The 12,524-nt window shown below is 67.8% G+C and carries 13 protein-coding genes; 5 read left to right on the top strand and 8 right to left on the bottom strand.

From position 1 onward, the window contains the following. The first annotated feature begins 422 nt into the window (after positions 1-422). The gene (locus AB0I68_RS38175) at positions 423-1,337 is read left to right on the top strand and encodes an alpha/beta fold hydrolase (protein ID WP_363182045.1); all 915 of its coding nucleotides are present in this window, start codon (positions 423-425) and stop codon (positions 1,335-1,337) included. Between the two features lie 410 nt (positions 1,338-1,747). Here the strand turns inward: AB0I68_RS38175 and AB0I68_RS38170 are convergent, their stop codons facing one another. From AB0I68_RS38170 to AB0I68_RS38135, 8 genes are all read right to left on the bottom strand, one after another. Then, positions 1,748-2,041, bottom strand: coding sequence for a Dabb family protein (locus tag AB0I68_RS38170; RefSeq protein ID WP_363182044.1), 294 nt, complete (start codon positions 2,039-2,041; stop codon positions 1,748-1,750). A gap of 182 nt (positions 2,042-2,223) precedes the next feature. Beyond that, a complete protein-coding gene (locus AB0I68_RS38165) occupies positions 2,224-2,526 on the bottom strand; it encodes a chorismate mutase (RefSeq protein ID WP_363182043.1) in 303 nt (100 codons plus the stop codon). Next, on the bottom strand, positions 2,523-3,728 hold the full coding sequence (locus tag AB0I68_RS38160; RefSeq protein WP_363182042.1) for an aminotransferase class I/II-fold pyridoxal phosphate-dependent enzyme: 1,206 nt from the start codon (positions 3,726-3,728) through the stop codon (positions 2,523-2,525). Before AB0I68_RS38160 ends, AB0I68_RS38165 begins: the two co-directional genes overlap by 4 nt. Beyond that, complete coding sequence (locus AB0I68_RS38155; protein WP_363182040.1) at positions 3,718-4,998, bottom strand: MFS transporter; 1,281 nt, start codon at positions 4,996-4,998, stop codon at positions 3,718-3,720. The genes AB0I68_RS38160 and AB0I68_RS38155 overlap by 11 nt, the downstream gene beginning before the upstream one ends. Before the next feature lie 52 nt (positions 4,999-5,050). Further along, positions 5,051-5,800 (bottom strand): glucose 1-dehydrogenase, encoded by a 750-nt coding sequence (locus tag AB0I68_RS38150; protein ID WP_363182039.1) that lies wholly within the window; start codon positions 5,798-5,800, stop codon positions 5,051-5,053. Between the two features lie 14 nt (positions 5,801-5,814). Then, entirely contained in the window at positions 5,815-6,576 is a 762-nt protein-coding gene (locus tag AB0I68_RS38145; protein ID WP_363182038.1) for an SDR family oxidoreductase, read from the bottom strand. Then, a complete protein-coding gene (locus tag AB0I68_RS38140; RefSeq protein WP_363182037.1) occupies positions 6,576-7,313 on the bottom strand; it encodes a cupin domain-containing protein in 738 nt (245 codons plus the stop codon). Before AB0I68_RS38140 ends, AB0I68_RS38145 begins: the two co-directional genes overlap by 1 nt. Beyond that, complete coding sequence (locus tag AB0I68_RS38135) at positions 7,280-7,894, bottom strand: hypothetical protein (RefSeq protein WP_363182036.1); 615 nt, start codon at positions 7,892-7,894, stop codon at positions 7,280-7,282. Before AB0I68_RS38135 ends, AB0I68_RS38140 begins: the two co-directional genes overlap by 34 nt. An 861-nt stretch (positions 7,895-8,755) precedes the next feature. On the opposite strand from AB0I68_RS38135, the gene AB0I68_RS38130 reads away from it, so the two are divergent. The 4 genes from AB0I68_RS38130 (at position 8,756) to AB0I68_RS38115 (ending at position 12,274) form a co-directional block, all read left to right on the top strand. Next, a complete protein-coding gene (locus AB0I68_RS38130; RefSeq protein ID WP_363182034.1) occupies positions 8,756-8,956 on the top strand; it encodes a class I SAM-dependent methyltransferase in 201 nt (66 codons plus the stop codon). Beyond that, positions 8,935-9,840, top strand: coding sequence for an NAD-dependent protein deacetylase (locus tag AB0I68_RS38125; RefSeq protein ID WP_363182033.1), 906 nt, complete (start codon positions 8,935-8,937; stop codon positions 9,838-9,840). The genes AB0I68_RS38130 and AB0I68_RS38125 overlap by 22 nt, the downstream gene beginning before the upstream one ends. Before the next feature lie 689 nt (positions 9,841-10,529). Beyond that, a complete protein-coding gene (locus AB0I68_RS38120) occupies positions 10,530-11,798 on the top strand; it encodes a geranylgeranyl reductase family protein (RefSeq protein WP_363182047.1) in 1,269 nt (422 codons plus the stop codon). Between the two features lie 302 nt (positions 11,799-12,100). After that, positions 12,101-12,274: a hypothetical protein gene (locus tag AB0I68_RS38115; protein ID WP_363182032.1), complete on the top strand. Its 174-nt coding sequence runs from the start codon at positions 12,101-12,103 to the stop codon at positions 12,272-12,274. Positions 12,275-12,524: the final 250 nt, after the last annotated feature.

The following is a 12,524-nucleotide window of genomic DNA, read 5'->3' as shown; positions in this document are numbered from 1 at the left end:
GGTGGCGGAGCTGAGCCCCAGCACGTGGGCCGCCCGCTCCGCGGAGAGGCGGCCGTCCCACTGCAACGCGGCCACCAGCCGCTGATCCATGAGACTCAGTACGGAATCCGCCGATGCTCGCGCCATGAAGACAAGTTTCGCCCATTCCGTCGCGCTGCGGGGCCCGTCTCGGGGAACACGAACCCACCATGGACGTCATCCACTCCGCCCCGTCCCTGACCTACGTCGGCGGATCCGAGCCACGGAAGGAGCACACGGTGATCCTCGACCCGCGCATCTGGTTCCCCAGCCTGATCGGCTGAGCGTCGCCACCTCCAGGGCTGCCACCGGCGGCCCTGCGGAGCGGGCCTGCGGTGCGACGACGCCGCAGGCCCGCGGTTTTCACAGCATCCGAGAACGACGCATCCACCACGGAGGTCCATGTGCCCGCGTCCAAGCAACGGGAAAAAGTACGCTTCGCCAGCGGCGACACCTCATGTGCCGCTTGGCACTACCCGGGGTCCAACGGCGGCTGCGTGATCATGGCCGGCGGAACCTCGGTGACGAAGGAACCGGCCTCGGACCTGTTCGCCGCACGGTTCAACGACGCCGGTTTCGCGGTCCTCGCCTTCGACCACCGACGGTTCGGAGAGAGCGGGGGCACGCCGCGCCAGATCGTCCGCTTCGACGAGCAGGTCGCCGACTGGCACGCCGCGATCGAGTATGCGGCCGGTCTGCCCGACGTCGCCCCGGACAGGGTCGCGGTCTGGGGTTTCTCGCTCGCGGGCGGCCACGTCTTCCGTGTCGCGGCCGACCACCCGCGGCTGGCCTGCGCGATCGCCCAAACCCCGCTGGTCGACGGCCGCGCGGTCGCTCCCCACGCGCTGCGCTCCATGACGCCCCTCGCGGCGCTACGTCTGTTCGGCCGGGGCGTCGCGGACACGCTCGGGGGCCTCGTCGGACGTCCGCCGCTGCTGGTCCCGACCGCCGGACCGCGGGGCGCCGTCGCCTCGCTCACCACGCCCGACGCCATGGACGCCGACCGGGCCCTCGACCCCGAACGTCGCCACACGAACTGGGAGCAGACGGTCGCCGCACGGATCGCCCTGCAGGTCGGCGGGTACCGGCCCGGCCGCCATGCCTCCCGGATACGATGCCCTCTGCTGGTGGTCGTCTGCGACCAGGACCAAAGCACGCTCCCCGGCCCCGCCGTCCGGGCGGCCCGGAACGCGCCGGAGGCCGAAGTGGTTCACCTGTCCGGCCGCCACTACGCCCCATTCCTCGCGTCGCACGAGCAGGCCGTCGAGGCGGAGATCGCGTTCCTGCAGAAGCATCTGGATCCCCGCGATCCCAGGTGAGCAGATCACCCGCCCGATCGGTCTGCCCAACGCCTGGAACGGCAGGCCGCTGCCGGGGAGCACGTCTTCTTGATCAGCCACGGACCAGCGGCGGACTGGGAACACGGCTGCACGGCACCGTTCATCTTCGTCGACGGCGTCGAAGCTGCCATCAGCGCCGCTCGCCACGGCTCGGCTCGCATCATCGTCTGCGGCGACGGCGACGGCTACGGCTACGGCTACGGCTACGGCGGCCGAAACCGGGGATCCACCGCGACTCTTCCGGGTTGTCGTCACAAACGAACCAACGAGACCCTCGCCTCATGCACCCGCACAGACCAGTGCCGGTCCGGGCGGCGATGAGGTGTCGGAGGATCCAGGGCCTGATCGAGGGTCAGGCCCTGCCAGGGGCTACGGAGCCGGAACCGCTTCTACTCCTCGACGTCAACCATGACCCAGTCGCTGATCTCTCGCCATTGGGCGATCGCGTCCTGGTGGAAGGGGTGGACGAGATACCTCTCCACCGCCTCCATGTCGTCAAGGAGTCCGTCGACCAGGAAGTCGTACGCGATGGAGCGAGTCGAGATGTTGCGCGCGTAGCGCCACTCCTTGAGTTCGGGTACCTCGTCGCCGACCCTGGCCGTGGTGCGTTCCGCATCCAGAACACGCGGATCGGTCCAGTCGAATCCCGGCTTGAATTTGAAGAGTACGACGTGGCGTATCACAGTGGTTCTCCTGTAGACCTCGGCGTGCGAGGGCGGTTCGTGTCGAGCAGTGGGGACGGAGCTCCCGTACAACGAGTACGGGCGGGCACCCCCGAGGGGTGGACGGGCGGCGCCGCGCGGGTCGGCGGGCCGTGTTCGTTCGCCGCGGTGCCAGCGGCGGACCGCAGGTTCGCACCGGACCGTCACTCGGTCGTTGCCAGCGCCGAATCCGTCGTGGGACTGACTCCACGGCAGAGCTTGAGAACGTTCATCGCGATGGGCGTGCCCGTCGCGCCGAGTCCGTCCTGGTACCGGCCGAGGACTTCCGCCTCCCGGGCCAGAACCGTGCGCGGGCCTCCGGCGCTGATGCGGGACTTCTGTATGCGCGCCGATACGCGGGCCCGCTGCCCGAGCAGCTCGATGATGCGCGCGTCGAGACCGTCGATCTCCCGGCGGTCCCCTTCAATGGCGTTGTTCATGGTGTGGGTCCCTTCTGTGTCACTCACGTGTCCTGCTGCTGCGTTCCCGGTGATTCCCGCTCGCGCGCGGTCCGGAAGTCGGCAAGGCGGCCGACGGCCTCTTGGAGTCTGTCCTCGGGCGCCAGGAGACTCACCCGTACGTATCCCTCACCGTGCTCTCCGAACCAACGGCCGGGCGCCACGGCCACCTTGGTCTTCCGAAGCAGCTCGTCGGCGAACGCTTCGGAGCTTCCCGCACCGGGTATCGGCAGCCAGGCGAAGATCGACTGCGGCACGTCGAGCTGCCATCCGGCGGCCCTCAACCCGGCCACGAAGCCGTCCCTTCGGCGTGCATAGACGTCCGACAGCTCCTGGACGCAGTCCTGGGGGCCGGTCAGCGCCGTGATGGCAGCTCTCTGAATGAACGGCGGGAGCGAGACGTAGTAGTGCTCCTGGATGAGGTTGATCGCGGAGATGACCTCGCGATTGCCCACGACGGCGCCGATCCGCCATCCCGCCATGTTGAACATCTTGGACAGCGAAATGAACTCGACACCGACCTCCTTGGCGCCGGCCGCCCGCAGGAACGAGACCGGAACGGCGCCGCCCAGGGCCAGCCCCCCGTAGGCGAAGTCGGATGCCACGATGACGTCATGTGCGGCGGCGAACCGGACGGTGCGCTCGTAGAACTCCAGCGGGGCCGTCACCGAGGTCGGATTGTTGGGGTAGTTCAGGAACATCAGCTTGGCTGCGTCGCGGACGGCCGGGTCGAGGGCGTCGTAGTCCGGGAGGAAACCGTTCTCCCGCAGGAGCGGAAGAGGATGCATGCGCGCTCTCGCCAGCACCACACCGGCCCAGTAGTCCGGAAAAGCAGGGTCCGGCATGAGGCAGACGTCACCGGGGTTCAGGAAGCACTGGCTGATCTCCACCAGGCCGGCCTTCGCACCGAACAGGATCGCGACCTCGGTCTCCGGGTCCAGGTGGACCTGGTGGTGCGCCGCGTACCACTCGGCGATGGCGACCTTGAGCTCGAGCATGCCGGAGAATGCCGGGTACCGGTGCGTGGCGGGGTCGAGCACCTCCTGGCGCAGGGCCTCGACGATGTGCGGCGGTGTAGGGAGGTCAGGGTTTCCCTGACACAGATTGACGACGTCCTCGCCTGCTTCGACGAGCTCGGCGATCTTGCCCACGGTCGTCGCGAACGAACTTCGGGGCAGGTCGAGGAGCCTGCGCGCGAATTCAGTCTTCACTTCCTGCCACCTTTGCCTCAAGAGTGCGAACCGGAGCGCCGTCGCCGCCCGTCGCCCGCTCGATGCCACGCCGCTGGGCCCATCCGCTCAGTACGAAGGCGACGAGGGTGATGCCGGCACAGACCCAGCCCAAGGCGGAGAACCCGTACTCCGTGAACAGCGGGCCGAGCAGCGCGGCGCCCAGGGCCACGGCAAGGTTGGTCGCGAGGCTGTAGAAGGCGAGGACGGTGCCGCGGTACTGCTGGGAGGATTCACTGAGAAGCGTGCTGAGCAGCGTGACGACCAGGCTCTGCATCGCGCCCCAGAAGAACAGGCAGACCACCAACAGCGGCGTCCACGCGGCCACCAGGGGGATGGCCACCAGGGCCGGGACCAGGCCGCCCAGCAGGGCGACGAGGACCCGCTCCTTGCCGAGCTTGTCGGCCCACCTACCGGTGACGAAGCTCGTCGCGAACCCGAGGCCGTACAGCAGAATCATGATGCCGGTCATGGAGCTTCCGTCGCCGAACCGATACTGCATGGCGCTGCCGAGGAAGGTGTACATGCCGTAGAAGCCGAGCATGTTCAGGAAGGTCGCCAGCACGTACAGGCCCACCTTCGGCGCCAGGAACGCCCGGGCTGCCGACTGGATCCACTTCTGCGACGAGACCGGGGCAGTGTCCTGCGCAGGCTGGGGAGCCTCGTCACCGGCAGGACCGGCGCCGGTTTTGGCCATCAGCATCACGCAGGCGACGAAGACGCCCAGCACCGAGAGCAGCCCGAAGGTCCACCGCCAGTTCGCCCATTGCCCGATGAACGACCCCACGGGCACGCCGAGCACGAGCGAGATCGACCAACTGGACACAAGGATGCCCATCGCCTTGGCGCGATGCCGGTACGAAATCTGATCACCGACGAATGCGTAGGCGGTCGGCACGAACGCTCCCGTTGCCAGGCCGGCCAGCGCTCGTCCGGTGAAGAACACCCCCGGTCCGGTGGCGAACGCGCACATCAAGGTGCCCGACACGAATGCGGCCATCCCGATCGTCAGACTGAGGCGGCGCGAGAAACGGTCGCCGAGCGGGGCGAAGAGCAGGGCGCCGATCGCCGTGCTGATGCCGTAGGCGCTGACGGACAGCGCCATCACGGCCACCGTCGTGTCGAACGACGTGGCCATGTCCACGAGCAGCGGGGAAACCACGAGTTCTTCCGAGCCGACCGCGAAGATGCCAGCCATCAGTGCGAGAACCGTCAGCACGGGGAATCCGGCCGCGCCCTCCTCGCCGGTCAATCGGTCCGACACTCCAGCCAACCTTTCTTTCGGGGGATCGTGAACAGAACGGCTAGATGGCCGTGTATCCGCCGTCTACGGTGAGCGCAGCACCGGTGATGAACGACGACTTGTCCGAGGCGAGGAACAGGATCGCGTTCGCCACGTCCTCGGGCGTGCCAAGACGCCCGATCGGATTCAGCTTCGCCTTCTCCTCCTTGACCGATGCGTCGTGGCCTATGGACGTGTCGGTCATGGGGGTGTCGATGATGCTGGGACAAACGCAGTTCGCCCTGATGTTGTACTGCGCGTAGTCGACGGCGAGCGACTTCGTCAGCATCAGTACGCCGCCCTTCGTGGCGTTGTACGCGGCGATGCCAGGCCATGCGACCAGCCCGCTGACCGAGCAGACGTTCACGATGGCGCCCTTTGTCGCCCCGACCATTTCACGCAGGGCATGCTTCGAGCACAGGAACATGCTCTTCAGGTTGGTGTCGACGAGCTTGTCCCACTCCTGCTCGGACATCTCGTGCAGGGGCGTCGAGATCTCGATTCCCGCGTTGTTGACCAGGACGTCGAGCCGGCCGTACGTGTCGGTGGCGGCGGCGATGAGGTTCTTGCAGTCCGCCTCGCTGGTGAGGTCGGTCCTGACGAAGATCGCGTCGAGCCCGTCGCTCTTCATGTCGTCGACGACGGCAGTGCCGAGCCGCTCGTCGATGTCGGCGACGACGACCTGCGCGGCCTGCCGGGCGAATTCGATCGCGGTCTGCTTCCCGATTCCGGAAGCAGCTCCGGTGACCACAACCACACGATCCTTGAACACGAGCTCTTCTTCTCCTATACGCATGTCAGTTGCCCACCATCGACCGAAATTTGCTGACCGGTGAGATACGAAGCCTCTTCGGATGCAAGGAATCCGATAAGGGCAGCCACCTCTTCTGCGTTCCCCGGCCTGGCCATGGGGATGGCCTGCTTCAAAATGTCCTCTGCCGTGGACCGCGATATCTTTCCGGCCTCGCTCATGTGCTCCACGGCACGGTCGTAGCGCTGGGTCCGGATCGTCCCGGGGTGCACACAGTTCACCGTCACGTTGTGCCGGGCGTACTGACCTGCCACATACTTGCTGGCGTTCGACACGGCCGCATTGACCAGCCCCGAAAGAAACATACCGGGAGCAGGTTCCCTGCCGATGTTCCCGACGATGTTGACAATCCGCCCGAACTCGTTGCGCACCATCACCGGAGCCACGGATTTGATCAGGTCCAGGTACGGGACGAGTTTCCGCTCCATCGCGGAGGTCACGTCTCCGGCTTCCACACTGTCGAAGGATCCCGGTGCCGGGCCGGGCGCATTGTTGATGAGCACGTCGATCCTGCCGAACCGCTGTTCCACGTAATCGACCAGCTCGGCGCGAAATGCCCGCGACGTGATGTCACCCGGAACGACATGGACGTCCCGTCCGCCGGATTCCCGCGCAACATCCTGCAGTGTGCTTTCCGTGCGCGCGGACAGCACCGTTACGTGTCCCTTGGCACGCAGGTTCAGGGCGGTTGCGCGCCCGATTCCGCTGCCGGCACCCAGGACTATCGCTACGCGCATCAGGGGGTTTCCGTTTCCTGTTCTTCGTCCTGCTGGGGCACGCGGTGGTACCGGGGCGGAATGAAGATGTTGAGGGAGCGCGCCATGCCGGTGTTGGGGTTCTCCGCGCTGTGTCCCTCCTGGCCTGCGCAGAAGTAGGTACCGCCGAACCGGAGCTCGTGACTCGTTTCTTCGACCGTCATTTCGTAACGGCCCTCGAGGCATATCCCGATCTGCTCGTGCGAGTGCTTGTGGTAGGGCATCTGACCGCCGCCGGGAATGTCGGCGATCATCAGCTCGATCCAGTCGGCCAGAAAGAACGTGACATCCATCTTGACGAACTTGCGGGACTCGAGCGGTTCCAGGAAGTATCCGACCGGCGCGGGATACTTCTCACCAGGCTTGCTGCGCGTGATGTCGAGCAGGACGGTCTCCTCCGCCGAGGAGTTCACGGCCGACCATTCGACACGAGGCGGGGCGACGTACACATCGTGCTCGGGCTGCATCACCTTCGTCACCTCTCCGACGGTCACGGAGAGTTCGCCGCGGACGATCATGCCGACCCGTGCCTTCGCGAGGTCACGGCTCGTCACGACGGCACCGGGCGGAATGAAGGAGAGCCGGACCTCGGTGTCGTCACGCCGGTAGGACTCGACGCGGACATCGTTGTCGTGGCGAGCCACGTCCGGAGCCGGGAAGTACAGTCGTTCATGCGTCTGCGCAGTCACTTGTTCACCTTTCGCGAAAAGACGGTCCACGTCATGGGGATGTGCGAGAACCTGTAGACGAACTTCAGGTTGTGCTCCCGCATCGCCTGCTCATTGGTGATGGCGATGTTGTACCGCCCGTCGGCGACGTCGCAGGCGGCCTGGCTCGTCGAGGTCGCGGTGGCCAGTTGAACGGGCCGGCCGAAGTGGTATTGCAGCAGGGGAACGGGCGCCGGGTGTGAGACGACGGTGTCACTGAAGAGCATCTCTTCGTGGAATTCGAAGTCGAGTCGCGTTGCCAGCCCGTACTCGGGAGTGTTTCCACGAAACACGATCGCCGGTTCCAGGAGCGGGTTCATATAGAAGGCGTTGATCTTTGGATAGGCGTGCGCCACCAGCGCCAGGTCGACCTGCCCGCCCGCAAGGGCCTCCATGCACCGCTCGTACGTGTTCTCCAGAACGATGCGAAAGGAGTCTCGGTCACCGATGCTGTGCACCATGGACTGGGCGATGTACTCGCTGCTCGTCCCCTTGGGGCCTAACGTGCCAAGCCTCACCGATTTTGTGGAGTCGGCGGGTATGAGCGCATCAAATGCCCGCCTCTCACTATCGGGTATCTGCAAAATTTCCACGCTTCACTCTCCTCCGATATCACTTTGACGGCGCCCTGTTTCCGATGGACCAAAAGGCGAGAGCATCGCCCTGCAACCGGTCACGAAATACCGTCTAGTGGACAGCAATGGGTTCGCCCGACTCGATTCACCGCGGGGAAATCGGCGAAGTCGGCCCCTACCGTGCCGCGCCATGCACGCACGGGGCCCTACGGGAAAACCTGGCAGGCGCGCACAATCCCTTGAGGTTCCCCACCTCTCGGGTACCTGCCGTTAAACGTGAGACGAAGGTACATGGGCTGATCAGCGCGTTCAACACCTTCTCGATCTTGGCCGAAAAACACTACATATCAGGTCTATACCAATCCTTTCCCTCGCTTCGCCCAGCGAAGTTACGCCCCTGTTTCCGCTCGATGACGTTCCTTTTGCTGCTTGTTCGCTTGGTCTGGCCGAGCGGCGCTGCGGACCGAATTGCGTCAAGCCGACACACCGCGCGTCGACCCAGTACCACCTCGGATCGCCGGACCTCCGGGCATCCGGCCGCTGCCGACGCCGGGCGAGGGTCGGAGTGAAGCGAGTGCATACGCCTGTGCAATCGGGGCGGGTTTCGTGACGCATTGGCCGAAACGCGCCCGCCCGATGCCTTCACCTGCCGTCTGGCTCCTTCAGTGACACAAACGAGCGAAGCTCCTGCCTTCCGAGCGGGCGAAGGTGGCAACCCCTGAGGGCCCCGTCGCTCCTCCGCCATCCGCCGCTCGCCTGGCCGGGGCCCGGTCGGTTCCCATGCTCGAAGGAAGCGGGGACACGGCACCAGGCAATAGAGGCGGACGGCATGGCCGAGACGGCAGACGTGCGAGCCCGGCCGCGCTGGCCGGCGGAGACGTGATCGCCTCCGACCTCACACCCGAGCTGCTGGACGTGGGACGGCAGGAGTCCGCGGCGCGCGGCGGCGAGCTGCGCCGACAGGAGGCCGACGCCGAGGCGCTGCCCTTCGCCGACGGCGCGTTCGACAGCCACAAGCTCGCCGACGCATCGGTCATGGTGTTCCGTACCCTGGCGGCATGCGCATGCGCCCCACTTTGAGCTGGACCCCCGCCGCGGACCTGCCTCCGGGCACCACGGATGTGACGCCGGTCGCCGACGTGCTGAGCGCCGGCGGGGTGCTGGTGGTGAGCGGGGCGGGCCTCTCCACGGAGTCGGGCATCCCCGACTACCGGAGCGAGGGCGGGAGCCTGAGCCGGCACACCCCGATGACCTATCAGGATTTCACCGGCAGCGCTCAGGCCCGGCGCCGGTACTGGGCGCGCAGCCACCTCGGCTGGCGCACCTTCGGCCGCGCCCGCCCGAATGCCGGACATCGGGCGGTGGCCGCGTTCCAACGGCGCGGACTGCTCGCGGGTGTGATCACCCAGAACGTCGACGGGCTGCATCAGGTGGCCGGCAGCGACGGCGTGGTGGAACTCCATGGAAGTCTGCATCGGGTCGTCTGCCTCTCCTGCGGCGCCTTCAGCCCCCGCCGCGAGCTCGCCGTACGGCTGGAGGAGACCAATCCGGTGTTCGAGCCCGTGGCGGCCGGGATCAACCCGGACGGTGACGCCGACCTCACCGATGAACAGGTCAGGGGCTTCCGGACCGTGCCCTGCACGATCTGCGGCGGCGTCCTCAAACCGGACGTGGTGTTCTTCGGCGAGGCCGTTCCGCCACGGCGGGGCGAGCACTGCCGCGAACTGGTCCGTGAAGCGACCTCGCTGCTGGTCCTCGGGTCCTCACTGACCGTGATGTCCGGGCTGCGGCTCGTCCGCCAGGCAGCCCAGGCCGGCAAACCGGTGCTGATCGTCAACCGGGACCCGACCCGGGGCGACCAGCACGCCCTCACCCGGGTCGCGCTCCCCTTGGGAACGGCCCTCACCGCCGTGGCCGACCGGCTGAACGTCCCCGTCGATGGCGAAAGGGCACCCCGGGCCTGAGGCTCAACCGTGACGCCCTCCCTGCACGGCGCCCCTGTTCGCGCGGCTGCGCCTCCTTCCTGCGGAGCGGACGTCGGCGTCCCGCCATCGGGCGGCCGGCTCCCGCACGGGGCCTGGTCCCGTGCCGGAGCTGAGTCCGGCCTGCGGTTCCTGCGTCGGGCCGCCTGTGACCGCGTTGCAGATCAGTCTCGAAGGGCCGCCCGTGCTCGTCGCGGACGACGACCCTTTCCCACCCCAGGTGGGGTCTGCCGTGCGGCCGGCCAGGCCCAGGGGACCGGCGGGAGACACACGGTGCCTCGTTCGGGCCTGGTCCGGCCGCGGTGGGATTCGGCGGCCCTCGGGCGGGGAGCGCGGGTGCCATGACCGTGACGCCGTCGTTCCCGTTGCCCCTCGCGCTGGCGCCAGTCCTGCTGGCCACCGGCAAACCTCACCGGCCCGACCGACACCGCAACACCCGCTGAGACCCGCCACCGCCGTCTGCACGGTACCGATGCGGTCCCTCCGGACGACCGCCGCGTGCCGCAGCCCACACGCCGTGCGCACATCGCGTACAGCCGTTCCCTGCGCCACAGCAGACGATCATCCATAGTAGTCGAGTGACCACACGACGCGATGGCGAGGGCACGGACGGGACCGCCGGACCGGGCAGCCGACGGGCAGGCCACCAGGACGGCGAGGAGGCTCAGGTCCTGGTGGTGGGTGCCGGCCCCGCGGGCTCCGCCGCCGCGCTGCACCTGGCCCGGGCAGGGGTGGAGGTCGTGCTGCTGGAGAAGAACGGCTTTCCCCGGGACAAGGTGTGCGGGGACGGCCTGACCCCTCGGGGCGTGCAGCAGCTGGTGCGGATGGGAATCGACGTCAACGCCCCCGGATGGATGCGCAACCGCGGCATGCGCTGGGTGTGCGCGGGCCGGCAGGTCGACATCGACTGGCCTCGCCTCGGCAGCCATCCCGACTTCGGTCTCACCCGAAGCCGCCGCGACTTCGACGACCTCCTCGCCGCTCACGCGGTCGCCGCCGGAGCGCGGCTGCGCACCGGGGTGAGGGTCACGGCACCGTTGACCGGCCGTACCGGGCGGATCATTGGTGTAACAGCTCTGGCGGGACCCGAGCAGCGTCCGGTCACCTACCGGGCGCCGCTCGTGGTCGCCGCGGACGGCGCCTCGGCCAGAACCGCCGTGATGTTGGGTCTGGAACGCGACCCCAAACGCCGCATCGCCACCGCCGCCCGCCGCTACTACCAATGCGAAGCCCGCTCCCAGGACCCCTACCTGGAGCTGTGGGCCGACCTGCTGTGCTCCAAGAGCGGACGGGATCTGCCCGGCTACGGGTGGGTCTTCCCCCTGGGCGACGGCCGGATCAACGTCGGGCTCGGCGCCATGCCGCACCGCAGCCACGGCCCGGTCGACCTGCGCGCGACCATGGACCAGTGGCTGATGCGCCTCCCGAGTGACTGGGGCGTGAGCGAGGAGAACGCCGCCTCCCCGCTGCGCAGCGCCGCCCTGCCCATGGGCTTCAACCGCCATCCGCAGTACCACCGGGGGCTGCTGCTGGTCGGGGACAGCGCCGGCATGGTCAGCCCCTGGAGCGGAGAGGGCATCGCACAGGCCATGGAAGCCGCCGAAGCCGCCGCCGATACCATCGCCCTGGCCCTGGCCCGGCCCTCAGGAGCCGGACGAGAACATGCCCTTCGCCAGTATCCGGCGGAGATCAACCGACGGTGGGGACGTCACTACCGCCTCGGCAACCTCGCCGGCGACCTCGTGCTGGGCCGCTACGGCTACCGGCCCATCCTCCACCCCCGCGTCATGGCCTCCCCCACCCTGCTACGCACCCTCGCACGCCTCCTCACCTGCGTAGCCGACGAACCCTCCCACGACACCATCGACGCCGTCCTGCACACCCTCCTGCGCGCCGTTCCCCGCACCCGGCCAACGGGCCGCCGCACACCGGCGTCGTGACCGGCGCCGCCTGACCGCCCGGGCGCATCACCGTCAGGAGTCCGCATGCGCCTGCCCGTTCCGATCCGGCGGCCGGGGCAGGATGCGGATGAGCTACGCCGCCAGCCTTCCCACCCCACAACCCTGCTGGGCGGCGTGGCGGGGGTCCTGCTGACTGCCGCACTCATGACAGTTCTGTGGTGGCCGCGGACGGAGGTGACGTACCGCAGCAGTGCTCCCTCAACCATCGTCTACGACGACCAGTCAGCCCACTTCTGACGCTGGTGCACAACCACGATCTGTCCGGACGGGACTCCTACAGGATGGTGATCGGCAGGTATCCCGGCCCGTCCTACGGCCACTGGCTGGACGTTGACACCGCTCTGGGCGCGGAGGGAATCGAATCCACCACGTGGACGGAGTCCGGTGTACGCGTCCGCTTCCCGGCCGGTCACGAAGTCTTCGTCCCGGCCCGCTACTTCCTCGGCGGCAGGTGACCCAAGAGGCCGTGAAGTACCCAGGCTGCGGACTGCGACCGGTACGGACGAAACAGGGCTGTGCCGCAGTGGACCGCAACGTGCCGCTTCACGTCTGAGAGGCATGGCCTCGCCGGCCTGCGCCCCGGCGCGTCGACCACGAAGACACCCCGATAGCTGCGAGCAGCAGCTGCTCGGGCGTCACGGCCTGCTGGTGCGCGGTCGCGTCGTACAGGGCGCGGCCGGTGCGGCGGGCCGTAGGCAGCCCGGC

Origin of the sequence: Streptomyces sp. NPDC050448 (assembly GCF_040655295.1) — a bacterium.
Classification (GTDB): Bacteria; Actinomycetota; Actinomycetes; order Streptomycetales; family Streptomycetaceae; genus Streptomyces.
Note: the sequence above shows the minus strand (reverse complement) of the source record. Positions and strands in the feature narration are given on the sequence as shown.